This window comes from Paenibacillus sinensis, from assembly GCF_019904155.1.
Lineage (GTDB): Bacteria > Bacillota > Bacilli > Paenibacillales > Paenibacillaceae > Paenibacillus_AQ > Paenibacillus_AQ sinensis.
In genome coordinates this window covers 242,526-266,586 of record NZ_JAHCMB010000148.1, presented here as the reverse complement: position 1 = coordinate 266,586, position 24,061 = coordinate 242,526, and the positions used below count along the sequence as shown (strand labels likewise).

The window sequence follows — 24,061 nt, the reverse complement described above, 5'->3', positions numbered from 1 at the left end:
GCGATATCATTGATTTTTACACGAACCGCAAATCGTAAGGGCATGATCCCCTGCTATAGTGAGCAGAGAAACCATACCTCGAGAACCGCCAAATGTGAACAACGTTCGCATTGGCGGTTTTTTTGCATATAAATCGGGATGCCCCCATGAAAAAGGCAATAAAAAAGACCGTCCGAAGACGGTCTTTCTACCCGAGGCGCTTCATTTCTGAACCGTATCCCGCGCCACCAAAAGCCTGTTAGTTAGCCAATGGTCCGGGTAAGGGATACGTTCAACATGTCATTACTAATGTGAACGCACCTCCTTTCCTTGTAGACACAGTATAGCACAGCCGATTCTGGAATTCTACAAAATTTAAGTAGATATTGAAGAATTATTTTGAAAATTTCTCTGAAGATGGAGATTTGCATATACAAGGTCTGAGACTAGAGGATGTTAAGCTCTCGATGATGTGACCTAAAACATTGGAGTGATGGTCCCGGTATATTTATCGACATCGTACCAATTATAAGTTGCGGTATGTCCTACACCAGTTGTCTGATCATCAATCACGACCTCGTAAACATGGACTGTGTATGTAGTTGATGTCTCACTGTCAACTTCTACAGTGTAAACCGATGAGAAGGGGCCGTATTTTTGCTGAACTAATTCCACAGCTTGAGACGCCGATACTTTTACCGTTGGCTGCTTGCCTATGTATAAACCATCACCGTATAACCCTACCTGTTTGCCGATTGCTGTTCCAGCGCTTTTAACCGGAATGTATGTCGTACCTTTGTAAATGAACCCGGTTGCCGAAGTCTTCTTGGTTCCATCGAGATAGATACTTAACTTTTTAGTTACAACGTTGATGTTGATTCCAGTTGCTGCGAATGCTGTCGCTCCGGTAAGCAAAGAGCCGATGGATAAACCCAAGATGAGTCCTTTTACTTTGTCATTCATTGTCGATTCTCCTTTTTTGTGGTGTATTGCGGAGTTCGACAACAAGGAAACATTATCCTTTAATCAACATAAACAATATACAGCATGCTGTATTAATCGCCAAAACGCCGATGACGAATGAACTTGCCAATTCAATTGGCCAAATGATCTTGCGCGCAGCTGCCGCTCTGCGTTATAATATTCCTTGCGAGTAATTTTCCGGCTCTGAGGGGCCAGTGAAAGTATATCGGGGTATGGCGCAGTCTGGTAGCGCGCACCCTTGGGGTGGGTGAGGCCGTGGGTTCGAATCCCGCTACTCCGATCGTTCACAAGAAACCGCATTCCAACCGGAATGCGGTTTCTTTGTTCCATTTATCGAGATTGCATGCTCATTTAGATACTTTTATTGATCCGACCGAGGAGTTCAGAGTCACTAATGCACCGCCGCCGTTAATGTCGCTTTTTCCGGAGGAAACACCGTGGACGCCGCCAAGCTCAGCATGAGCTTCAAGCGTGCATTTCACGGATGAGGCCAGGGAGGCGGTGATGCTGCCGACTTCAGAGTTGACTTTTAACTTGGAGTCGCTGTCAAGCCCGGAGAGATCCAGGGTGATTGCACCCGTATCCGTATTAATGATGGAATCGCCGGCAATATGAGCGTCGTTGACATCGATGCTGCCAACCTCGCTTGTAACGTCATAAGCACCGGTTAATCCCCGTGTATTGATCCGGCCTACATCACTTCGGATGGTGAATTGATTCAGACTATCGGGCACTTCGATAACATACGATATGGTAAGGTCGGAGGTGTCGTATTCCCGGTTGGCCCAGGTCCACAAATCGGTATCCGCATCCTCGCTGGAATGGGTAGAAACGGTCCACTCCCCGCCGGATTCTTTGGCTTCCACGACCGCATGGTCCAGAATTTCCTGACGATGATCCTGGCGGCTAATGGTTTTATATGCGGTGACGGTCGCGGAAATTTTTAGCTGGGACCCGCTGCTTCGTTTCACTTCAATATCGCCGACCGAATTTTCAACTCTCAATGCCGTTCCGCTGCCGACCTTAGTGCTGTAGACGATTTCCTTCTTCATTCCGGAAGCGTTTAGGCGGTCCACCGCGAGATCCGATGTGTTCCGGGCAACCTTTGCCGCGCTGTCCACGGCGTTGCTTACTCCTTGACTAACCGTCTCGCCTATCGATCGGGCTGCTTCTTCTATGCTGTTACCCGAACTTTCCTGCTTGTCTTCCGCACTCTTACCAGGCAGCGGCGTGCAGCCCGACAGAAGCAGAGCCGTTACGATACCGGCAATGGCTGCCGTGCTCCATTTGTGTTTCATTGATAATTGCCCCCTTGGCTTCTCATTCGTTCTGATTGTCATGGTGTCATCCGGTTATGTATGCGTTCATTATATCGGGTGGGAAATAAATCAAACAGAGACCCGGGACTGGAAATCCACTGGACCAAAGTCGAGGATACATCCACAAATAGCGGAAAAACTTGTTTCATAAAAAACAATTCCCGTATAATAATAACTAAAGCCCCTATAGAAAGGAAACCTGCGATGCGATATCTTGTATTCCTCCTGATTGTGCTGGCTGTCGCTGCCGTGTATGCTGTAACCCGGTTTAGAAGTTCAAGGAATGCGCAGAAGCGAAAGAACAATGTCATCCCTCTTGACGCGCACCGCAGGGCCAGGAAGCATTCCGAAGAGCAGCCCTGCTCAAGCTGTAAAAAGAAAAACGGGAAGCTGATTTTTTATGCGCAGGACGATGGAACGGTGACAGGTCTGTGCAAAGACTGCCGCGATAAAGCCAGAAAACGGGATATGCTTCCTCTTTAACAGGATAAAAAGGTTGATTTCAGCATTTCGATATGCTAGAATTATTTTTGTTGTGTGGAATACGGTGGTCCGCTGCGGATGATGAAGGAGAATGAGATTCTCCGGAAGAGGCATGAACACCTGTACGGAAGGAGGAAGTCCTTAATGAATATTTTGCAAGAGATTACGAAAGAGCAGCTCCGCAAGGATATCCCGAGTTTTCGCGCTGGCGATACTCTGAAGGTACACGTTAAGGTTATCGAGGGTAGCCGCGAACGTATCCAGCTGTTCGAAGGCGTTGTAATCAAGCGCCGCGGCGGCGGAATCAGCGAGACTTTTACGGTTCGTAAGATTTCTTACGGCGTTGGCGTGGAAAGAACATTCCCGATCAACTCGCCGAAGATTGATAAGATCGAAGTAACTCGCCACGGCAAAGTTCGTCGCGCTAAGCTGTACTACCTGCGTGAACTGCGCGGTAAAGCTGCAAGAATTAAAGAAATTCGTCGCTAATCCAGGCGGCAGAGGGAAGGGGCTTGAATTCAAGCCCCTTTCGTTTAGCAATATGAAGATAAGCCTGATGGATGTGCTGCTTCGGCTTACAACTATGCTCCTTCAATGGATGATGAGAAACGGGTGCCGCCACAGCAGGCCGGCGCATCCGTTTCTTCTTAATTTTGCGGCAGTTTAGGTTGAGTTAACGAGAGGACGGTGAACCATGCAGCAGGATTTGCAGCAGGGTGGACAGGGAGAGGGAGAAGATCAGGTACAGGATACTCCCCCCAAGAAGAAGAAGAATGAAGCCCTGGAATGGGTAAAAGCGATCGCAATTGCCTTGGTACTGGTCATTCTGATTCGTTGGCTGTTATTCAAGCCGTTCATTGTGGACGGACCGTCCATGCAGCCGAATTTTCATACTGGCGAACGGGTTATTGTTAATGAGATTTTGTACGATATGCGGTCTCCGAAGCGGGGCGAGGTTATCGTCTTTCATGTGCCGTCGGAGGGCAGGGATTTCATTAAACGGGTAATCGGGGTAGCCGGAGATACTGTCAAGGTTCAGGGCGACGTTGTTACGGTTAATGGAAAAACTGTGGACGAGACCTATATCCAGGGTGCCATTGACGATGCTCACAAGAATAACAGGCTGTACAATGACAAAGACTTTCCTAATGTAGAATTCAAGGACGGTACAGTGCCGGAGGGACATGTGTTTGTCATGGGCGACAACCGTTCGGACAGCACGGACAGCCGGATGATCGGCTATGTACCGCTCGGGGATATTGTCGGACGGGCCGACGTGATTTTCTGGCCGGTATCCGATATGGAATGGATCAAACATTAATTTTGGCAACATTCAAAGGAGGCGACGGGCAGTGACCATACAATGGTTTCCGGGTCATATGACCAAGGCCAGAAGGCAAATCGAGGATAAGCTGAAGCTGATTGATGTTGCCATCGAACTTCTTGATGCCCGCCTTCCGCTGTCGAGCCGCAATCCGATGATTGACGATATTTTGAAGGATAAGCCTAGGCTGATTATTCTGAATAAAAGCGATTTGGCGGACGCCGAGGCAACCAAGAGGTGGCTGGCCTATTTTCGCTCAGAAGGTCATGTGGCGCATCCGGTCGATGCCTCGACAGGCAGTGGAGTGAAGGAAATACCGGATCAGGTGCGTCTGCTTCTGAAGGAGAAGATTGACCGGCAGATTGCCAAGGGAATGAACCCGCGTGCCATGCGCGCACTCATTGTAGGTATTCCCAATGTAGGCAAGTCGACGCTGATCAACCGGATGGCCGGGAGAAATATCGCGGCAACGGGTGACCGGCCTGGCGTGACCAAGGGACAGCAATGGATCAAAACCGGGGGCGATCTGGAGCTGCTCGATACTCCGGGTATTTTGTGGCCCAGGTTTGAAGATCAGATGGTAGGCTATCGATTGGCCATCACCGGTGCAATTCGTGAAGAGATTCTCAACGTCGAGGACATCGCGTTCTATGCGATTAAATTCCTGATGAAGGATTACGGAGACCGCTTCAAGGAGCGTTATGGCATTGAGAAGCTTCCGGAGGATCTTGATAATCCGGATGAAATCGTGACCGTAATGGAAGCGATTGGCCGGAAACGGGGCTGTCTGGTCAGCGGAGGCAGAGTGGATCTGGAGAAAGCTTCCCGAACGCTTCTTCACGAACTTCGGGCCGGCAAGCTGGGCCGTTTCTCACTTGAAGCTCCCGGTAATTAAGACAGTTCTTTAAATCTAATAAATGCACGGGGCTTAAATTACCCCAAGCCGGAAGAACCGGCCGATGAAGATCGGCGGTTCTTTTTTTGCGTTGGACGGAATCGACGATTGGTCAATTTTACTTGAAAGCCGGGAGATTTGGGGGATGCCGCCGGGCGCGGCCTGTGGTAAGCTGTACAAATAACGCGGATTGCGTAAGAAAAGGCAAGCGGGTGAAGGAAATGGAATTGGATATGCTGCAATATGAAAAAGAAGTTTGGGGCAGCTCCTATCGGCATATTGCCGGTGTGGACGAGGTGGGAAGAGGCTGTTTGTTCGGTGATGTAGTGGCGGCCGCGGTGATTTTACCGGAGGGGCTGATCATTGACGGAGTAGATGATTCCAAGAAGCTGTCAGCCAAGAAACGGGACGCGCTGTTCGAACTGATTATGGAGCAGGCTGTTGCCGTAGGGGTCGGGCATGTGGATGCAACCGTTATTGATGAGATCAACATCAAACAGGCTTCCAGGCTCGCCATGAAGCTGGCCGTTGAGCGCCTTGAAACTTCACCGGATTATATGCTGGTGGATGCCGAGAAGATCGACATCAAACTGCCGCAGCAGTCGATCATTAAGGGTGATGCGAACAGCCAGTCCATCGCCGCGGCATCGATCGTGGCCAAAGTGACTCGCGACCGGCTGTGTGAAGGGTTATGGGAAGAGATGTATCCCGGTTACGGGATCGCTATACATAAGGGATATGCCACGAAGCTGCACCGGGAACGAATTGTCGAATTCGGACCGTCACCAATGCATAGACGCAGCTTTTTGGGGAACATTCTGACCGAGCAGATCGCACTGTTCTGAGATCCGATATTGCTAGAAGTAGACATGATCCGGATACCGGGACTCTCCAAACGGACGCTTTCATCCGATATTAGTATCAGAGAGTAAATGGGGAAGGAGGCAGGCTGTAATGAATATCGGATCTTTGATTCGCGGTTTATTAGGTGATACTAAGCCAGGAGAAGCGAAGGCGCTGGATTTGAAAGAAGGTCAGGTTGTCCGCGGTGTCGTCCTCAGCGTATCCGATTCCGGCAAAGAGGCGGTAGTCCAGATCCAGGGGACTCCGGTCCGCGCCGAATTGGAAGCTCCGGTTCAGGCAGGGCAGGCGATGACGCTCCAAGTGGCTCCTCCGAATGAGGAAGGGCTGCCGGTGTTGAAGCCGTACCAATCCGGCAATTCGGTTGCCGCTGGGCTTACGATGGGAGAAGCGCTGGAAACGCTCGGGCTGACCGATGTGAAAGGAGGGAGGGATATCGTTCAGGCTATGCAGTCCGGAGGTCTGCCTTTAACGAAGGAGACGGCTGCGCAGCTGAAGACGATTCTGGATGCCAAGCCTTCGGCTGTTCCGGTTCAGGAATGGTTGGAGTCTGCGGTGATTTCGCTGAAAAGGGGATTGCCCGTCACCCCGGAGAGTGTGAAGGGTATTCAACAGGCCGTGTTCGGCCCTCCGCTGCATGAGCTGCTGTCCAATTTGGAGGAGCAGGTCATGCAATTGATCGGGCAATTGGAGAACGAGGGCGATGGTGCGAAGCCGCAGACGACCCAGAGCAGCCCGTCACAACTGAACGGACAAGCTGCTGGCGAGGCTCCTGAGACGGCGACGGCGACACTTCGGGAAGCCAAACCGGGCAGCGCGTCGGGGACTGGGAATCCGGCTGCCCAGGGAGTTCAAGATGGACCCGAGGATACGGCTGCCAATGGAAAACCCGCGAGCCCGAATGCTCCGCACACGGTGGAAGGCGGTTCCAATGCTCCGGCATCCCGACTGACTGATCCCGCCGGCAGGCAGCAGCCTGCAAACGGCGCAGCGCTTGCCGGGATGCCGCCGGCAGACACGGAGACATCTGCCGGCGGAACCGCCGCCGCTCCTACCGGCGGCCAGGCACCTGCGCCCGTTCCGGAGGGCGCAGCCCAGCCCGCCGCGGGGAACGCGGCGGCGAGTGCAGCAGCAGGCCCAGCCTCTGCTGCGGTGAAGGCCGGCGATGGCGGAATTCCGCCTGAAGCCGGCACTCTGCCGGCGGCGGACGCTGATCCGCCGCCCGAAGGAGCGGCCGCCCGCACAGCGGCGGCCGAGAACCCGCGCCTGCGGGACGGCGCTGCCCCGCAGGACAATACCGCCCCCGGCCAGGCAAGGCCGGCCGGGGAGGAAGCCGCGCGCCCTGCTCCCGCGCGGCCCGAGGCCCTGCTGGCGAAGCTGCAGGGCGTGCTCAGCGAGCTGCGTGATACCCTTCCGCAGCTCGCCAGCGCCACCTCGCCGCATAGCTCGGCGGGGGCGGAAACGGCCCGGCCGGATGTCGCCGGGCAGAATGCTGCGGCGGCAGGGCAGCCGCAGCCGGATCAGGCCGCCCAGAGCGGAGCTTGGGTGGCGAAGGTGCTGAAGCTGCTCGGTGCGGAGCACGAGCAGCTGGCGGTGCGCTTCGGCGCGCAGCACGCTGAAGCATCGGGCGGCGCGGCGCAGGATAGCGCCGCCCGCGCAGCGGATACCGTGAAGGGCCTGCTGCTTCAGGCCCTGGATACGGGCGTGCTGCCGCCTGCGCTGAAGGAGACGGCAGGGCAGCTGGTGCAGAATCTTACCGGCCAGCAGCTGCTGATGAATACGGACCGGACGGCTCCCTTTGCCCAGGTCACCCTGTTCCTGCCGCTCAAGGGGCCGGACGGAACGGAGACGGCCTCCGTGCACATCCAGTCCAGAAGAGGGCGCAAAGGTGAACTGGATGCGTCGAACTGCCGGCTCTGGTTCGATCTGGATATGCAGGCCATAGGCCGGACGCTTGTGGATGTGCAGGTGGTAGACCGGATCGTAAGCCTGAAGCTGCATAATGATGAGTCATGGGCCCGGGATTTGTTCGAATCGACCCGTGACCAGATTCAGACGGCGGTGGAAGGGATTGGCTATCAGCTCTTGTCGCTTAAAGCCGAGCCGCTCCCTGTCAGGAACGGTGATGCTCTGGTGAAAGTCCACGGAACGTCCTCCGATTATATTCCCGATTCCTATAGAGGAGTGGATTACCGGGTATGAACGAGCCTGAAGACCGCAGCCGCAGTCTGCTGAAAAAAGCGGTTGCCTTAAAATATACGCCGGGCGAGACGGATGCGCCGGTTATCATTGCCAAAGGCAGGGGATATGTCGCCGAGGAGATCCTGAAGCGAGCCAAAGAAGGCGGCGTCACCGTCCAGGAGGACGCAGCTTTAGTAGAAGTCCTGTCCAAGCTGGATCTTGACCAGCAGATTCCCCCAGAGCTGTATCAGCTGGTAGCCGAAATTTTAAGCTATGTCTACCAAAGCGATACCGCTGCGAGGAATCGGGAGAGGCAATGAGTAACCCGGGAGCATCCCGAAGATCGGGCGACAATCATAACGGGGCTGCCGGGGAAACGTACACCCGCAGGCAAAAAGGGCAAGCTGCGGAAGAGGCGGCGGTATTGTATTTGTCTTCCCGGGGCTACACCGTGCTGGAGCGGAACTGGCGGTGCCGGACAGGAGAAATCGATATCATCGCGGAGAAGTCCGGGGTTCTTATCTTTGTCGAGGTTCGCAGCCGCAGCGGGTCCGGCGTTCTCGGAACACCGGAAGAGGCGGTGGACCCCCGTAAGCGGGAACAGGTCCGCCGGACTGCCGCGGTCTATCTGCACCTTTCCCGCAAGGATAACCGGCCTGTTGCTTTCGATGCCATCGCAGTTCGCTTTTATCCGGATATGAGTATTGACTCGCTGCATCACATACCCGACGCTTTTTGAAGACGCTAACAGCGATCTATGACAAAAAGTGCAAATCCGTCTCTGGAGGTAGAAGAGTGATTATGCCTACAGTGCTTGTAACCATGCCGAAATGAAAGCCTTAATTGGCAGCTTTGGGTCAGTCTTGATCGGAAATGGGTATACAATAGTGTAACCTTTCCAATACACCCGGGAGGAGGCTGTCCGAGTGAGTCAACAACCCTTTGATATACAAGTGAAGTTTGCTTGCCATCAGTGCGGGCAGGAAATCAGGGTCAAATTTGGCGGCGAACCGGTTCTTTCCATCAACTGCGCCTCATGTCATCATACCTTTACTGTTATGCGTCCGGCCATTGCCGAAGAGATATTAATAGATTGGAAGAACGAGGCTCTGATCCAAAAAATCCGGGCCGACCAAACGCAGAGTAATAACGCCAGTCTGATGATGCTGATTATTCAGGTTATTGAGCTGTTAACTTGGCGGGATGACGGTGCAGGACAAATCGAGGCAATTAAAGTGATGAGACAGTGGCTTGTCGACAATGAAGCTGTACCTGCCATCGCAGAATTAATGAGGACAAATGGCAGCCGGAGGCATAATAAACGTCATTGATAGGACGTCGTATGAGACGGTAAGCGAAATCGTTGATTGAAAACGGGGGAGCGCTTGCGGATCGACGACTCCTTATTTTTTATATGCGGTCAAACAGATATGAACAACGAAACAGAGGTGACCTTTACAGTGGCAAACGTGTTCTTTACTTCGGATCATCATTTCGGGCACAGGGCGATTATGGATTATGAATCCCGTCCTTTTCGCGATGTGTCTCATATGAATGAAGCCATGATCGCAGCTTGGAATGAAACGGTTGGAGCCGGAGATCAGGTGTTCCATTTAGGGGATTTTTCTTTTATGAATAAAAGCGACACAGCGGACATAGTTAAACGTCTGAACGGACGTATCACGCTGATTCTCGGCAACCATGACCGCGGCCGTTCCCGAAGCTGGTGGCTTGATGCCGGCTTTGATGAAGTGAGCGAGCATGGGCTTATCTATAAGGATTTTTTTCTACTGACTCATGAGCCGCTCTATATGAACCGTCACATGCCTTATGTCAATGTGCACGGGCATATCCATGGCCAGAAATACGAAGGCATACAGCATTTCAATGTCAGTGTCGAGCTGTGGGACTACCGTCCGGTCTCATTTGAGAACATGATGGACATCTTAAAAACAGCCGAGTCTTCAGGCGAAGACTGGGCAGAAGATCGGGCCGATGAGGGCGTTTAAAGGGATGCTGCGTGATGCCGTGAATTTTTTCTTCTATAATAATAGGCTAATAATAGGCTGTAAAACGATAGATCCGAATTATGCAAAAAGGGAGTATATAGAATATGCCGACTATGAATGAGTTAAGCGCCAAGGTTCATCAAACTGCGCTGGACAAGGGCTGGTATGATGGAGGCGGACGCACCTTCGGTGAAGTGATTGCACTTATGCACAGCGAGCTCTCAGAAGCGCTGGAGGATTACCGGAACGGCGCCGCTCCGGAATCCACCTGGTATGAGAAGAAGAGTGACGGTAAGATTCTGACCTCCCGGGAACCGGTTGATGAAACCTGGAAGCCTTGTGGTATACCATCCGAGCTGGCGGATGTGGTTATCCGGGTGATGGATGCATGCGCTTATTACGGCATTGATCTCGATCGGGCCATACAGGAGAAGATGGCGTATAATGCAACGCGGCCGCACCGCCACGGCGGCAAGACCATTTGAGCGATTCCAAGAGTGATGTGGCAAGCTTAGTTTGCTGCATATGACTTATGTGATTCGACTTAATCCTCACCGCCCGGAGGCTTGTCTAGATTGCGGTATTGCAGCGCCTCTGCGATATGTTCCGCGGCAATATGTTCCGCACCTTCCAGATCGGCGATGGTCCGGGACAGCTTGAGAATCCGGTCATACGAACGCATGCTAAGTCCGAGATTCTCCAAAAGGTCATGCAGCATCTGTAAGCCGTCAGGGCCGGGATCGGCATGGCGCTTCAGGGCGGCGCCGTACAGCTCGCTGTTCCAGGAAATAGGGAGCTTTATGTAACGGGCGGCCTGGATGCGATGGGCTTCTTCTACTTGTGATCGCATATCGGCGGTCGACAAGCCGGCGGAGGCCTCTTTTTTGTCCCAGTCTCTAGGGCGAGGGACCTCAACCTGAAGATCGATCCGGTCAAGCAGTGGACCAGATAAACGTCCCCGGTATTGGGCGATGCGTGCGGGACTGCAAGTGCAGCGCTGCGCCGGATGTCCGCTGCCGAGAAAACCGCAGTGACAAGGATTCATTGAAGCAGCCAGCATCATTCTGGCCGGGAACGTAAAGGCGGCTCTCGCCCGGCTGATCGTTACGATATGATCCTCCAGCGGCTGGCGCAGCACTTCGAGAACGCTGCGTGAGAATTCCGGAAGCTCATCGAGGAACAGAATGCCCCGGTGGGCAAGACTTACCTCACCGGGCTTCGGAACGCTTCCGCCGCCGATCAGTCCTGCTCCTGATATGGTGTGATGCGGAGAACGGAAGGGCCTGTCCCGGATCAAGCCCTGCCGGGCGTCGATCAGCTTGCCGGCTGCGCTGAAGATCTTCGTTACCTCAAGCGCTTCGCTGTCGGATAAGGCGGGGAGAATTCCGGGAAGTCTCTTGATCATCATGGTCTTGCCGGTTCCGGGCGGACCAATCAGCAGAATATTGTGCATTCCGGCGGCGGCTATCGTCAGCGCCCGCTTCACATGATGCTGGCCGGTTACATCGCTGTAGTCTTCCTTCATCGCCTCTTCGGCATTGGCCGGCTCCGTGATAATGGGCGAAGAGATGTAGCGAAGATGCTCCAATGAATAGGCCGTTACCGGTTCCTTCGGAGCAGGAGTACCATCCACTGTAACCGGGAAAGGTAGCGCCGCAGTCAGGTCTGCCTTATCCTCGCTAATTGACGAAGCCGGATTGTCTGAGGGCGGGATTACGCAAGTAACGGCTTCTTGATTCGTCATTACTACGGGTTCGCGTTTCGGCTCCACAGCCACGTCCCGAAGCTGGTTAATGTGGTTGGCTGCGTACACCTTCATCCCGCTGATGAGAGCTGCTTCCGCAGCGTTCTTCTTCGGCAGCAGAACGGCCTCAAATCCTCCGCGACGAGCGGCTTCCACCATCGGCAACACACCAGTGACAGGTCTTAGACTGCCGTCGAGAGCCAGTTCGCCGATCAGCAGCATTTGCTTCGCGGAAGGCATCACCAGCTGGCCGCTCGTTGTCAGGATGCCGACCGCAATAGCCAGGTCGAAGGCGGAGCCTTCCTTGCGCAGATCGGCCGGAGCCAGGTTGATGGTAATCCGCTGCTGCGGGTAGCGGAAGCCGCAATTGCGGACGGCGGAGCGGACTCTCAGCGCCGATTCGCGGATCGCGGAGTCCGGCAGGCCGATTATGTGGGTCTGCGGCAGCCCATTGGCAATATCGATTTCTACGCTGATCATGACGCCTTCGATGCCGTACAGGCACGCGCTGTTCAGTTGTCCATACATAACAAACACCCCTTATCCAAAGTCGGCGCGCAACAAATGCGCCGGGCTTCGGTCAAGAGGTGCTTCCTCATTTTCCAAAGATTAATCTTCTTCCATTATAATCGTGAAAGAGTCGAAATCAATACCCTCCGCCGAAGGAATGTTCTTCTTCCAGTACGTTGATGTCGACGGCAATGTTGCCGCGAGTGGCTCGCGAGTATGGGCATGCGGCATGTGCGCCGTTAACGAGGGTTACGGCTGTGTCGTGGTCAACGCCCTTGACCAGCACATCCAGCTTGACTGCAATGCCGAAGCCGCCGTCTTCCACCTTGCCGAAGCTGACGGTCGCCGTTACTTCGCTGCCTTCAATCTTGATGCGGCTTTGGCGGGCAACCATGTTCAGCGCGCTGTCGAAGCAAGCGGAATAGCCTGCGGCGAACAGCTGCTCCGGATTGGTGCCTTCTCCTCCGGCTCCGCCCATTTCGCGCGGTGTGGAGATTTTTTGCGAGAATTCGGGGGAAGAGGATTCCACATAGCCGCTGCGGCCTCCGACAGCTTTTACGGTCGTTTCGTACATTTTTTGCTGGATGGTCATCATATGATATCAATCTCCTTTTAACAATTATATTTTACACAATCTAATTTAACACAAAAATAAGTTGTGTCAAATTATTTTTTCGCAATTAACAAGAAATTACCCGCAATTTGTGATAAAATCAAACCAAGAAAGCAGGTGACTTACCAGATGAACCAATCATCTAATTCGAACCCGATCCCGGAACTGCTGCTGGAGAATCAGTTGTGCTTTACCATCTATGCGTGTTCTCGTGAGATCACCAAGCTGTACCAGCCCTTGCTGGACAAGCTCGGACTTACGTATTCCCAATATCTCGTGATGTTAGTACTCTGGGAGAAACGGCAGTGTACGGTGAAGGAACTGGGCACGGCACTGTATCTGGATTCCGGTACGCTTACTCCGCTTCTCAAACGTCTGCAGGCCGCCGGATTGATTGTGCGGGAGCGCTCTCTGGAAGATGAGCGTAAGGTGCTGGTCTCGCCGACCGGTGAAGGATGGGCGCTTCGGGATGAAGCGACATGCATTCCTTCCATGATGGCAGAGGAAATGACGATGGAGAAGAATGAATTTGCTGAACTGTTGGGACAGTTCCGTTCTTTGCTGGATCGTGTGCATCAGGCGAATGTTGCTGAGAAGCTGTGAATGGAATTTCAATAAAATCAATCGCATTTCGGCATGAAATCATGCGAAATTTTGTGTACAATATGTGAATATTTTTAAGGAAAGCGTTTTAAATTCATGTTACAATATTCTGGGTTTCCTAATTTGACAGTGTTTTTCATTGTCAGCATACGGGGGAAACAACCGGTTTCTTCCCGTGTGTTACAGGAATACAGGATGCAGCAATCCTAAGACCCGACTCAGCGGCAATCCAAACGTATAAGCGAAACAAGCGTATAAGACAGCTGCGCTGTTCGCCACACATTAGGAGGCTTCCCGAATGAACATTCATGAGTATCAGGGCAAAGAAGTGCTTAGGGGCTATGGGGTTGCAGTCCCGAATGGAAAAGTCGCTTACACAGTGGAGGAAGCTGTGGTCGCCGCACAGGAATTGGGTGGTCCGGTTGCCGTGGTCAAGGCGCAGATCCATGCTGGCGGTAGAGGCAAGGCAGGCGGCGTCAAGGTGGCGAAGAGTCTGGAGGAAGTCCGCGACTATGGCGGCGAAATTCTGGGCAAGACGCTGGTGACGCATCAGACTGGTCCTGTGGGCAAGCAGGTCAATCGGCTTCTCATTGAAGAAGGCTGCCAGATAGTGAAGGAGTATTATCTCGGACTTGTCGTCGACCGGGGGACTGGACGGATCGTCCTTATGGGCTCCGAAGAAGGCGGAACGGAAATCGAAGAAGTGGCGGCGGAGCATCCGGAGAAGATTTTCAAGGAGATTGTGGACCCGGCTGTCGGACTGCAGGTCTTTCAAGCGCGAAGACTGGCCTACAATATATCCATTCCGAACGAGTTGGTGGGGAAAGCGGTCAAGTTTATGCAAGCGCTCTATTTGGCTTTTGTCGATAAAGACTGCTCCATAGCGGAGATCAACCCGCTCGTCGTTACAGCAGATGGTAATATACTGGCCCTGGATGCCAAGCTGAATTTTGATTCCAACGCACTGTTCCGGCACAAGGATATTGTAGCGCTCCGCGATCCGAGTGAAGAGAACGAGAAGGAAATCGAGGCATCTCAATTTGACCTCAGTTACATTGCGCTTGACGGTAATATCGGATGCATGGTAAATGGAGCGGGCCTCGCAATGGCCACGATGGATATTATTAAATACTATGGCGGCGAGCCTGCCAATTTCCTCGATGTCGGGGGCGGCGCCACTGCGGAGAAGGTCACGGAAGCGTTCAAGATTATTTTGTCCGACGTCAAGGTTAAGGGCATTTTTATCAATATCTTTGGCGGGATCATGCGGTGCGACGTCATCGCAAGTGGAGTAGTGAAGGCGGCGCGCCAGCTCGGCCTGACCAAGCCGCTCGTCGTCCGTCTGGAAGGAACCAATGTGGAGCTGGGCAAACAAATATTGTCCGGTTCGGGACTCCACATCGTATCGGCCGATTCCATGGCAGATGGCGCCCGTAAGATCGTTGCACTCGTGCAATAACCCATACTGGGCATATTCGGCGTATTTACTAAAAGAATAGGATGTGAACGGTCATGAGCATTCTTGTCGATAAAAATACGAAAGTGATTACCCAGGGAATCACGGGATCAACGGGACTTTTTCACACGAAGGGCGCTTTGGAATACGGTACACAGATGGTGGGCGGCGTTACACCGGGCAAAGGCGGGACGTTTGCTGAAATTGAGCTGGACAATGGGCACAAAAAATCCCTGCCGATCTACAACACGGTGATCGAAGCCAAGACCGCCACAGGTGCGACTGCGAGTGTTATTTATGTGCCGCCGGCTTTTGCCGCGGACTCGATCATGGAGGCTGTGGACGCCGGGCTGGAACTTGTCATCTGTATAACCGAGGGCATTCCGGTGCTGGATATGGTCAAGGTGAAACGGTACATGGAGGGCCGCTCTACCGTGCTGATCGGACCGAATTGTCCAGGTGTCATAACGCCGGGCGAGTGTAAAATCGGCATTATGCCGGGCTACATTCATATGCCGGGATACGTAGGCGTTGTTTCACGCAGCGGAACGCTGACGTACGAGGCTGTGCATCAACTGACGGCCCGCGGCATCGGCCAATCGACGGCTGTCGGAATTGGCGGCGATCCGGTCAAGGGCACGGAGTTTATCGATATTTTAAAAAGGTTCAATGAGGACCCGCAGACGAAGGCGGTTATCATGATAGGTGAAATCGGCGGTACAGCAGAGGAAGAAGCTGCCGATTGGGTCCGCGAGCATATGACCAAGCCGGTTGTCGGCTTTATCGGCGGCACGACCGCGCCTCCGGGCAAAAGAATGGGGCATGCGGGCGCTATCATTTCCGGAGGCAAAGGCACAGCTGTCGAAAAAATTGCCGTGCTGGAGGGCTGCGGAATTACCGTCGCGCCGACTCCTGCCGAAATGGGCTCCACACTGGTTAGAGTTCTGGAGGAGAAAGGAATTCTCAACGTCTGTACGTCTCACTGATTACGCTGTCCGTTTCAACGGATTTCAGGTATAATAGCGGCAAAGGTAAGCAACCTTTTATTTCCTGATGGGGATAAAAGGTTGCTTTTTTGCTGTGTGGCCCGTTCGTGTGACGCAGCAGTCTTGCTTTTGCTTAGAGCTTGGACCAAAATAGGGAAGGTGCGCCTTCCGGATAAGGAGAGCATGGCATATGAATACACGGGACATTCTGCTCGGACTACATGAGGTGGAAGGGATCGGCTGGAAGAGCATCGACAAAATCCGCAAGGCGGGATTTTTGTCGGATTTGGCGTTTGAGCTCAAACAAGAGGATTGGGAAGATATCGGATTAAAGCCTATATTATCGGCAAAACTCGCCGGTCACTTCACTCCTGAATGGATCAGGGGGCGAATCCATCTGAACGGGGACGCCGGGATCGGCATCATGACCTTGCTGGACGAAGACTATCCCGCTCGATTAAGGGAGATCGCTCAGCCCCCATGGGTACTGTACTACCGCGGCCGTGTAGAGCTTATGCACGCTCCGGGAATCGCCATCGTCGGTACCCGGGTTCCAACCGCGTACGGCCGAAGGGTAGGAGCTGTGCTTGCCGAAGAATTGGCGGATGGGGGTTTGACCGTTGTCAGCGGATTGGCACGCGGAATTGACAGCGTATGTCATGAGGCTGCCTTGCAGCGGGCCGGAGGAACTGTGGCGGTGATTGCGACGCCGATGAATAAGGTGTACCCTCCGGAGAACCGGGAGCTTATGGAACAGATTGTCCGCCATGGACTGGTCGTTACGGAATATCCGCTTGGGACGAAGAGTCATCCGGGGTTATTCCCGCAGCGCAACCGGATTATCGCCGGGTTGACGCTTGGAACTCTCGTCGTGGAAGCGGACAGCCGCAGCGGTTCTTTGATCACAGCAGCCGCAGCGCTTGAATACAACCGCGAGGTATTTGCTGTTCCAGGCCCAATAACCTCTCCCAAGAGCCGGGGGACGCTTGACCTGCTTAAACAGGGGGCCGGGCTTGTTACGGAAGTGCGGGATATCCTTGATCTTTACAGCCATTATATTCCTGAAAAAGAGAAAAATAGTGATGTTTCTTCGGTCTTACATAAGGATTCCCATCCTCTTCAGCCGGAAAAGAATTTGACAAGTGCCGAGCTTCGCCTATACCATATACTGCATCAGGAGCCATGCACGCTGGATGAGCTTCTGGAGAAGACCGGGCTCGATTTTGGACATTTGCATTCGGTTCTGTTATCTTTAATCGTAAAAAAAGCGGTAACAACCCTACCTGGTTCGGTATACAAAGTGATAGGATAGGGAACCTGAATTTTTAATCCGCTTTAGAAACGCAAACCGGACAGGATGAGAGGGAGAACCAGCGCTAGTAACGCTTAGTCAATAGATCGCAATCAAGTGTGCAGCATCCGATCCGTCGGTCGGTTAATTGTGCGGTTGACGACCGGCGACTGAAAAACTGAGTTCGGAAGATATTGTTTTTATTTCTGTTAGTGCTATCGCAGTTTTCTGCAAAGCGGTTTCTGAGAAGTATGGCTAACAATTTGAGTGCATACATCCGAAGTAAATTTTACGAAGCGAGCATGGAGATTACGCGAAAATAACTAGCGGATGCTTTCGAAGCCGGTTTTTACGAAGTGATATCAACGAAGTAATGCTATAAAACTTAGCGGATGCTTCCGAAGCCAATTTTACGAAGTAATTTCAGCGAAGCAGCGCTATCAAAATTAAGCGAGTGCTTTCGAAGCCAGTTTTACGAAGTGATTTCAACGAAGTAATGCTATAAAACTTTTAGGAGGACGATTCTGTGGCGGATTCTTTGGTCATTGTCGAGTCGCCGGCGAAGGCGAAGACGATTGGCAAATATTTAGGCAGCAAATATATCGTGAAAGCTTCGATGGGTCATGTTCGCGACCTGCCCAAGAGCCAGATCGGCGTGGAAGTCGAGAACAGCTTCAATCCCAAATACATTACCATTCGCGGGAAAGGCTCTGTGCTGAAAGAGCTTAAGGATGCAAGCAAAAAAGTTAAAAAAGTTTATCTGGCGGCTGACCCGGACCGCGAAGGAGAAGCGATCGCCTGGCATCTGGCGCATGCTCTCGAACTGGACGACACTCAGGATTGCCGGGTTGTCTTCAACGAAATTACCAAACAGGCAGTGAAGGATGCGTTCAAGACCCCGCGCAAAATCAACATGGATCTGGTTAATGCCCAACAGGCGAGACGTATTCTGGACCGGCTGGTAGGCTACAAGATCAGCCCTCTTCTATGGAAGAAAGTCAAAAAAGGCCTTTCCGCCGGACGCGTTCAGTCTGTTGCCGTCAAGATCATTATGGATCGTGAAAATGAAATCTCGGCATTTGTTCCGGAGGAGTACTGGACAATTACGGCCAAGCTTGCGATTCGGGATTCTCTGTTCGACGCCAAGTTCTATAAGCTGAAGGGCGAGAAATTGGAACTGGGCAAGGAGAGCGACGTACAGGAAGTTTTAAAAGCAATTGAAGGCTCTGACTTTATCGTCTCCGAAGTGAAGGAGAAGGAAAGACAGCGCCACCCGTCGGCACCGTTTACGACAAGTTCCCTTCAGCAAGAGGCGGCCCGCAAGCTCGGCTTCAGGGCGGCCAAGACAATGTCCGTCGCTCAGCAGCTGTATGAAGGCGTGGAGCTTGGCAAGGAAGGAACTGTTGGTCTCATCACATATATGCGTACCGACTCCACCCGGATTTCGACAACGGCTCAGGATGAAGCGCGTGAGCTGATTACGGGCAAGTACGGCGGGAATTTCCTGCCGGAGAGTCCTCGCCAGTATTCGAAGAAAGCGGCAGGAGCCCAGGACGCGCATGAAGCGATCCGTCCGACTTCGGCCCTGCGGGAACCGGATTCCGTCAAGGAATTCACCAGCCGCGACCAATTCAGACTGTATAAGCTGATCTGGGAACGCTTTGTCTCCAGTCAGATGGCTTCCGCCGTACTCGATACGCTGTCTGTGGATATCTCGGCAAGCGATGCCATTTTCCGGGCTGTCGGCTCCAAAGTATCGTTCCCTGGCTTTATGAAGGTCTATGTGGAAGGGAACGACGACGGAACGACTGAAGAAGAAAAGTATTTGCCTCAGCTTCAATCGGGGGATAAGCTTGCCGTTCAGGAAATCGACCCGAAGCAGCATTTCACACAGCCGCCTCCGCGATATACGGAAGCCCGACTCGTGAAAACGCTGGAGGAACTGGGCATTGGCCGTCCGAGTACGTACGCCCCGACCCTAGAGACGATCCAGAAACGCGGCTATGTCGCGATCGAAGAGAAGAAGTTCATGCCGACGGAGCTCGGAGAGCTGATAATCGAGCAGATGGAGCAGTTCTTCCCGGAAATTCTGGATGTCGAGTTTACGGCTCATATGGAAGGTGATCTGGACCATGTGGAAGAAGGCTCCGAGGATTGGGTAAAGGTGCTGGGCGAGTTTTACGAATCCTTCGAGAAGCGTCTGGAAGTTGCGGAAGAAGAAATGAAAGAGATCGAGATTGTCGACGAGGTCTCCGATGAGGTCTGTGAGAAATGCGGCAAGCCGATGGTGTATAAACTGGGCCGTTTCGGCAAGTTTCTGGCTTGCTCCGGCTTTCCTGATTGTCGCAATACCAAGCCGATCATCAAGGACATCGGGGTAGAATGCCCGAAATGCCACGAAGGCAAGGTAGTGGAGCGCCGTAGCAAAAAAGGCCGGGTCTTCTACGGATGCGACCGCTATCCCGAGTGCGATTTCGTCTCGTGGGATAAGCCGTCAGCGAAACCTTGTCCGGAATGCGGCTCATGGATGATTGAGAAACGGAATAAGCAGGGCGTGAAGCTTCAGTGTACATCCTGTGACCACAGTGAATTGCTGGAAGAGAATGAGGAGGAAGCGGCGGAATAAGACGTCCGATTCCTGTCCATCATCAAGAGTTAACGGAGGTTGTATCAAGTTGACAGAACAATTGCAGGATACATCCGGCTCGGCGAAGCCGGTCACCGTCATTGGTGCAGGATTGGCCGGAAGCGAGGCGGCCTGGCAGATCGCTTCGCGCGGAGTGCCGGTGCGGCTGTATGAAATGAGACCGGTTGTGAAGACACCGGCCCACCATACGGATAAATTCGCCGAACTCGTGTGCAGCAACTCGCTGCGGGCCAATGGCCTCGGAAATGCGGTAGGCGTTCTCAAGGAAGAAATGAGACGTCTTGGCTCGCTGGTCCTGGGCTCGGCAGATAAGCATGCAGTCCCTGCGGGCGGTGCGCTTGCCGTTGACCGTGACGGCTTCTCAGGCGAAATCACTGAGCGGTTGAGTCATCATCCGCTCGTCGAAGTTATAAATGAAGAACTTCCGCATATACCGGAGGAGGGGATTGTAGTCATAGCCACCGGACCGTTGACATCCCCTTCACTGTCCGCGGAAATCAAAGAGCTGCTAGGCGAAGAGTATTTCTACTTCTACGATGCGGCGGCGCCGATTGTCGAGAAAGAATCCATCGACATGAGCAAAGTCTACCTGGCTTCCAGATATGACAAGGGTGAAGCCGCTTATCTGAATTGTCCGATGAGCGAAGAAGAGTTCGATGTGTTCTATGAAGCCCTGGTCAATGCGGAGACGGCAGCGCTCAAGGACTTTGAGAAGGAAATCTACTTTGAAGGCTGCATGCCGATCGAGATCATGATGAAACGCGGCAAGCAGACGGCTCTGTTCGGACCGATGAAGCCAGTCGGCCTGCTCAATCCTCATACAGGGAAGCTTCCCTACGCAGTCGTACAGCTCCGCCAGGATAATGCGGCCGGAACGCTCTATAATCTCGTCGGCTTTCAGACACATCTGAAGTGGGGTGAGCAGAAGCGGGTGTTCTCGCTAATTCCCGGACTTGAAAATGCGGAATATGTCCGTTACGGTGTCATGCACCGCAATACGTTCATCAATTCACCGAAGCTGCTGCATCCGACATATCAGATGAAAGCGCGCGGACAGCTGTTCTTTGCAGGCCAGATGACAGGGGTTGAGGGCTACGTGGAATCGGCCGCCTCCGGCCTTATCGCCGGAATCAATGCGGCGAGAGCCGCTCTTGGCGAGGAACTGCTGGTCTTCCCGGAGGATACGGTGATCGGCAGCATGCCGGCTTACATTACGTCGGCCGATCCGGAGCATTTCCAGCCGATGAATGCCAACTTTGGCCTTCTGCCCAAACCGGAACGCAAGATCCGCAACAAAAAGGAGAAGAATGAGATGCTGGCACACCGGGCGTTGGACAGTCTGGCCGAATTTGCAGGGAAGACGGGATTGCCGCATACTGTGAATGAGGATGCCTTGCAGAACAGCTAAACCAATGTGCAGGCGATTAAGGGAGGTAAGAGCATGATTCCGGAATTTCATGCAACGACAATCTGTGCGGTACGCCATAATGGAGGGGCCGCCATCGCAGGCGACGGGCAGGTCACCTTTGGCGAGAATGTGATTATGAAGACGACGGCCAAGAAGGTCCGGCGGCTGTACAGAGGACAGGTTATTGCCGGTTTTGCCGGCTCGGTGGCGGATGCCATCACGCTGTTCGAGAAGTTCGAAGGGAAGCTGGAGGAGCATCACGGCAATCTGCAGCGGGCGGCGGTAGAGCTGGCCAAGGATTGGCGTCAGGACCGCGTTCTGCGCAAGCTGGAGGCGCTCATGATCGTGATGGACAAGAACGGCATGCTGCTTATCTCCGGCGGGGGAGAAATCATCGAGCCGGATGACGATGTGCTGGCTATCGGCTCCGGAGGAAACTTCGCCCTCTCCTCGGCCCGGGCGCTGAAGCGCCATGCGACCAACCTGAGTGCAGCCGAAATTGCAAGAGAAGCGCTTGTGATTGCATCGGAGATATGCGTGTATACGAATTCCAATATTATTGTCGAAGAGTTGAAGGCATAACCGACTTCAGGAGAGGTGGAAAATCGACATGGCGAACCAATCGCTCACTCCTCGGCAGATCGTTGCCGAGCTGGATAAGTATATTGTCGGCCAGAAGCAGGCCAAGAAATCGATGGCTGTCGCTCTGCGCAACCGGTTCCGGCGGGAACGTCTTCCGGAAGATGTCAGGGACGAAATTGTGCCAAAGAACATTCTGATGATCGGACCTACCGGTGTGGGTAAGACCGAGATCGCGAGACGGCTCGCGAAGCTGGTCAATGCGCCTTTTGTCAAAGTGGAAGCCACAAAATTTACTGAAGTGGGATATGTCGGCCGCGATGTGGAATCCATGGTCAGGGATCTTGTCGAGACGGCGATCCGCATGGTGAAGCTGGAGCGGACCGAGAAGGTGAAGGACCGGGCAGAGGAACTGGCCAATGAGCGCATCGTGCGCATTCTGGCTCCTTCCTCATCCAAGGGCAAGAATCAGCGCAATCCGTTCGAGATGCTGTTCGGAGGGGCTAACTCTCAGGAAGAAGCGAAAGCCGACGATACGGATAGTGATGCATCGATTACGGAACAGCGCAGGGGCATCCGTTTCAAGCTGCTGGCCGGACAGCTCGAAGACGATATCATTGAAATCGACGTGGAAGATACTTCCCCTACAATGCTCGATATGTTTGCCGGACAGGGCAATGATCAGATGGGCATGAACATGCAGGAGATGTTCGGGAACCTTCTGCCGAAGCGGACCAAGAAACGCAAGCTTCCGATTCGGGAAGCGCGCAAGGTGTTGACCCAGGATGAAGCGAACAAGCTGATCGATATGGATGATGTCATTCAGGAATCCGTAGCGCGTGCGGAGCAGTCCGGCATCATTTTTATCGATGAGATCGACAAAGTGGCCAGCCAGGGAAAAGGCGCCGGTCCTGACGTTTCCCGAGAGGGCGTGCAGCGTGACATTCTGCCGATCGTCGAAGGCTCTACCATCATGACCAAGTACGGACCTGTCAAAACCGATTATGTGCTGTTTGTTGCGGCGGGTGCGTTCCATGTTGCCAAACCTTCCGATTTAATTCCCGAGCTGCAAGGCCGCTTTCCGATCCGTGTAGAACTGAGCAGCCTGACGCTGGAGGATTTCGTTTCGATACTGAAGGAACCCAAGAACGCACTGACGAAACAGTATGAGCATTTGCTGGCAACTGAAGATATCGAGATTGAGTTCCAGGACGAAGCCATATTCGAGATTGCCAAAATCGCCGCTACGGTCAATCAGAACATGGAGAACATCGGTGCGCGCCGGCTGCATACCATTTTGGAAAAACTTCTGGAGGATTTGTCTTTCGAGGCTCCGGAGTTGACACTCGATAAAATGGTTATTACGCCGGAGTATGTCCGGGAAAAACTGGCAGATATCGCGCAAGATCGCGACTTAAGCCAGTATATTCTTTGATTTCTCTACAGTTCGACCCGCGTTCTAGGTAAGAAGTAACGGTTAATGGGAGTTTGATGTCTAAATTAAGGGAATTTTCGGNAACATAAAATGGGTAAAAAGATCGCAAAGTCCTTTCTTTTAAAAAAAGATAGGGCTATTTTCTTATTGTAATATTATACAAATTCTAAGAGAATCAATATATACCAATTCGAGTTTCATAGTGTTTGGAAGATGTCGATCGCATATTTTTCGGAGAAAATCCGGGAAAGGTCGCTTTTTTTATCAATTTTTGTCGATACAGAAGGATTTCAGAAAGTAATGTGGAATTCTTTTCATGATGAGAATTTGGAAAGGAGAAAAACATGGGATTGCTCAACAGCATCAGCTTTCAAAGGCTGCAGACAGGAATCGACGCCGCCACGTTGCGACAAAGCGCGCTGGCGAATAATGTTGCAAATGTCGATACACCCGGTTTTAAACGTTCCGATGTTTCGTTCGAAACTTTGCTGCAGCAGGAAGAGAAAGGCATTAAGCCAACTCTGAACGCCAAAACAACCAATCCTCGTCACATCCAGTTCGGCAATGCGGGTTCGGTTCCAACACCGGTCACTCAAACCGACACAGAAACGTCCATGAACAACAACGACAACAATGTTGACATCGACCGGGAAATGGCCCTGAGCGCAGAGAACCAGCTTCGCTACAATTCATACGTATCGCTGCTTAACAATCAGATTACCATGATGCGATCGGCTATTGAAGGGAGATAGTA

At 52.8% G+C, this 24,061-nt stretch carries 24 protein-coding genes and 1 tRNA gene; 21 read left to right on the top strand and 4 right to left on the bottom strand.

Going from position 1 to position 24,061, the window contains the following annotated elements; genetic code table 11:
• Nucleotides 1-456: 456 nt before the first annotated feature.
• The gene (locus KIH86_RS17490; protein WP_223087033.1) at nucleotides 457-942 is read right to left on the bottom strand and encodes a hypothetical protein; all 486 of its coding nucleotides are present in this window, start codon (nucleotides 940-942) and stop codon (nucleotides 457-459) included.
• A gap of 227 nt (nucleotides 943-1,169) precedes the next feature.
• On the opposite strand from KIH86_RS17490, the gene KIH86_RS17485 reads away from it, so the two are divergent.
• A tRNA-Pro gene (locus KIH86_RS17485) sits at nucleotides 1,170-1,243 on the top strand.
• A 67-nt stretch (nucleotides 1,244-1,310) separates the two neighbouring features.
• Here the strand turns inward: KIH86_RS17485 and KIH86_RS17480 are convergent.
• Complete coding sequence (locus KIH86_RS17480; protein WP_223087034.1) at nucleotides 1,311-2,261, bottom strand: hypothetical protein; 951 nt, start codon at nucleotides 2,259-2,261, stop codon at nucleotides 1,311-1,313.
• 78 nt (nucleotides 2,262-2,339) lie between these two features.
• On the opposite strand from KIH86_RS17480, the gene KIH86_RS17475 reads away from it, so the two are divergent.
• The 11 genes from KIH86_RS17475 (at nucleotide 2,340) to KIH86_RS17425 (ending at nucleotide 10,520) form a co-directional block, all read left to right on the top strand.
• Nucleotides 2,340-2,765 carry a hypothetical protein gene (locus KIH86_RS17475; RefSeq protein ID WP_223110573.1) on the top strand — a complete coding sequence of 142 codons (426 nt, stop codon included), beginning with the start codon at nucleotides 2,340-2,342 and terminating at the stop codon, nucleotides 2,763-2,765.
• Between the two features lie 144 nt (nucleotides 2,766-2,909).
• Nucleotides 2,910-3,254 carry a 50S ribosomal protein L19 gene (rplS, locus tag KIH86_RS17470; RefSeq protein ID WP_038696781.1) on the top strand — a complete coding sequence of 115 codons (345 nt, stop codon included), beginning with the start codon at nucleotides 2,910-2,912 and terminating at the stop codon, nucleotides 3,252-3,254.
• A 205-nt stretch (nucleotides 3,255-3,459) separates the two neighbouring features.
• Complete coding sequence (gene lepB, locus KIH86_RS17465) at nucleotides 3,460-4,086, top strand: signal peptidase I (RefSeq protein ID WP_223087035.1); 627 nt, start codon at nucleotides 3,460-3,462, stop codon at nucleotides 4,084-4,086.
• 31 nt (nucleotides 4,087-4,117) lie between these two features.
• A complete protein-coding gene (gene ylqF, locus KIH86_RS17460; RefSeq protein ID WP_223087036.1) occupies nucleotides 4,118-4,984 on the top strand; it encodes a ribosome biogenesis GTPase YlqF in 867 nt (288 codons plus the stop codon).
• 221 nt (nucleotides 4,985-5,205) lie between these two features.
• A complete protein-coding gene (locus KIH86_RS17455; protein WP_223087038.1) occupies nucleotides 5,206-5,829 on the top strand; it encodes a ribonuclease HII in 624 nt (207 codons plus the stop codon).
• 109 nt (nucleotides 5,830-5,938) lie between these two features.
• Complete coding sequence (locus KIH86_RS17450; RefSeq protein WP_223087041.1) at nucleotides 5,939-8,047, top strand: DNA ligase; 2,109 nt, start codon at nucleotides 5,939-5,941, stop codon at nucleotides 8,045-8,047.
• Nucleotides 8,044-8,346, top strand: coding sequence for an EscU/YscU/HrcU family type III secretion system export apparatus switch protein (locus tag KIH86_RS17445; RefSeq protein WP_223087043.1), 303 nt, complete (start codon nucleotides 8,044-8,046; stop codon nucleotides 8,344-8,346). The genes KIH86_RS17450 and KIH86_RS17445 overlap by 4 nt, the downstream gene beginning before the upstream one ends.
• A complete protein-coding gene (locus KIH86_RS17440; protein ID WP_223087045.1) occupies nucleotides 8,343-8,765 on the top strand; it encodes a YraN family protein in 423 nt (140 codons plus the stop codon). Before KIH86_RS17445 ends, KIH86_RS17440 begins: the two co-directional genes overlap by 4 nt.
• 187 nt (nucleotides 8,766-8,952) lie before the next feature.
• Nucleotides 8,953-9,357, top strand: a complete 405-nt coding sequence (locus KIH86_RS17435) for a hypothetical protein (protein WP_223087050.1) — start codon at nucleotides 8,953-8,955, stop codon at nucleotides 9,355-9,357.
• A gap of 99 nt (nucleotides 9,358-9,456) precedes the next feature.
• Entirely contained in the window at nucleotides 9,457-10,035 is a 579-nt protein-coding gene (locus KIH86_RS17430) for a phosphoesterase (RefSeq protein WP_235775454.1), read from the top strand.
• 104 nt (nucleotides 10,036-10,139) lie between these two features.
• The gene (locus tag KIH86_RS17425; protein WP_223087053.1) at nucleotides 10,140-10,520 is read left to right on the top strand and encodes a nucleoside triphosphate pyrophosphohydrolase family protein; all 381 of its coding nucleotides are present in this window, start codon (nucleotides 10,140-10,142) and stop codon (nucleotides 10,518-10,520) included.
• 59 nt (nucleotides 10,521-10,579) lie between these two features.
• On the opposite strand, the gene KIH86_RS17420 is transcribed toward KIH86_RS17425, so the two are convergent.
• Nucleotides 10,580-12,307, bottom strand: a complete 1,728-nt coding sequence (locus tag KIH86_RS17420; RefSeq protein WP_223087055.1) for a YifB family Mg chelatase-like AAA ATPase — start codon at nucleotides 12,305-12,307, stop codon at nucleotides 10,580-10,582.
• Nucleotides 12,308-12,425: 118 nt separating this feature from the next.
• Nucleotides 12,426-12,884, bottom strand: coding sequence for an organic hydroperoxide resistance protein (locus KIH86_RS17415; protein ID WP_223087061.1), 459 nt, complete (start codon nucleotides 12,882-12,884; stop codon nucleotides 12,426-12,428).
• Nucleotides 12,885-13,031: 147 nt separating this feature from the next.
• Between KIH86_RS17415 and KIH86_RS17410 the strand changes: the two genes are divergently transcribed.
• From KIH86_RS17410 to flgB, 9 genes are all read left to right on the top strand, one after another.
• Nucleotides 13,032-13,505, top strand: a complete 474-nt coding sequence (locus KIH86_RS17410; protein WP_223087064.1) for a MarR family winged helix-turn-helix transcriptional regulator — start codon at nucleotides 13,032-13,034, stop codon at nucleotides 13,503-13,505.
• A 298-nt stretch (nucleotides 13,506-13,803) separates the two neighbouring features.
• Nucleotides 13,804-14,964, top strand: a complete 1,161-nt coding sequence (gene sucC / locus KIH86_RS17405; protein ID WP_223087068.1) for an ADP-forming succinate--CoA ligase subunit beta — start codon at nucleotides 13,804-13,806, stop codon at nucleotides 14,962-14,964.
• 53 nt (nucleotides 14,965-15,017) lie between these two features.
• A complete protein-coding gene (gene sucD / locus KIH86_RS17400) occupies nucleotides 15,018-15,947 on the top strand; it encodes a succinate--CoA ligase subunit alpha (protein WP_223087070.1) in 930 nt (309 codons plus the stop codon).
• Between the two features lie 190 nt (nucleotides 15,948-16,137).
• Nucleotides 16,138-17,259, top strand: a complete 1,122-nt coding sequence (gene dprA / locus KIH86_RS17395) for a DNA-processing protein DprA (protein ID WP_223087073.1) — start codon at nucleotides 16,138-16,140, stop codon at nucleotides 17,257-17,259.
• A 505-nt stretch (nucleotides 17,260-17,764) separates the two neighbouring features.
• Nucleotides 17,765-19,864 carry a type I DNA topoisomerase gene (gene topA / locus KIH86_RS17390; RefSeq protein ID WP_223087076.1) on the top strand — a complete coding sequence of 700 codons (2,100 nt, stop codon included), beginning with the start codon at nucleotides 17,765-17,767 and terminating at the stop codon, nucleotides 19,862-19,864.
• Between the two features lie 49 nt (nucleotides 19,865-19,913).
• Nucleotides 19,914-21,293: an FADH(2)-oxidizing methylenetetrahydrofolate--tRNA-(uracil(54)-C(5))-methyltransferase TrmFO gene (gene trmFO / locus KIH86_RS17385; RefSeq protein WP_235775453.1), complete on the top strand. Its 1,380-nt coding sequence runs from the start codon at nucleotides 19,914-19,916 to the stop codon at nucleotides 21,291-21,293.
• Nucleotides 21,294-21,326: 33 nt separating this feature from the next.
• Nucleotides 21,327-21,875, top strand: a complete 549-nt coding sequence (gene hslV / locus KIH86_RS17380; RefSeq protein WP_262416602.1) for an ATP-dependent protease subunit HslV — start codon at nucleotides 21,327-21,329, stop codon at nucleotides 21,873-21,875.
• A 28-nt stretch (nucleotides 21,876-21,903) separates the two neighbouring features.
• Nucleotides 21,904-23,307 (top strand): ATP-dependent protease ATPase subunit HslU, encoded by a 1,404-nt coding sequence (gene hslU / locus KIH86_RS17375; protein WP_223087078.1) that lies wholly within the window; start codon nucleotides 21,904-21,906, stop codon nucleotides 23,305-23,307.
• Nucleotides 23,308-23,651: 344 nt separating this feature from the next.
• On the top strand, nucleotides 23,652-24,059 hold the full coding sequence (gene flgB / locus KIH86_RS17370) for a flagellar basal body rod protein FlgB (RefSeq protein WP_223087082.1): 408 nt from the start codon (nucleotides 23,652-23,654) through the stop codon (nucleotides 24,057-24,059).
• The last annotated feature ends 2 nt before the right edge of the window (nucleotides 24,060-24,061 follow it).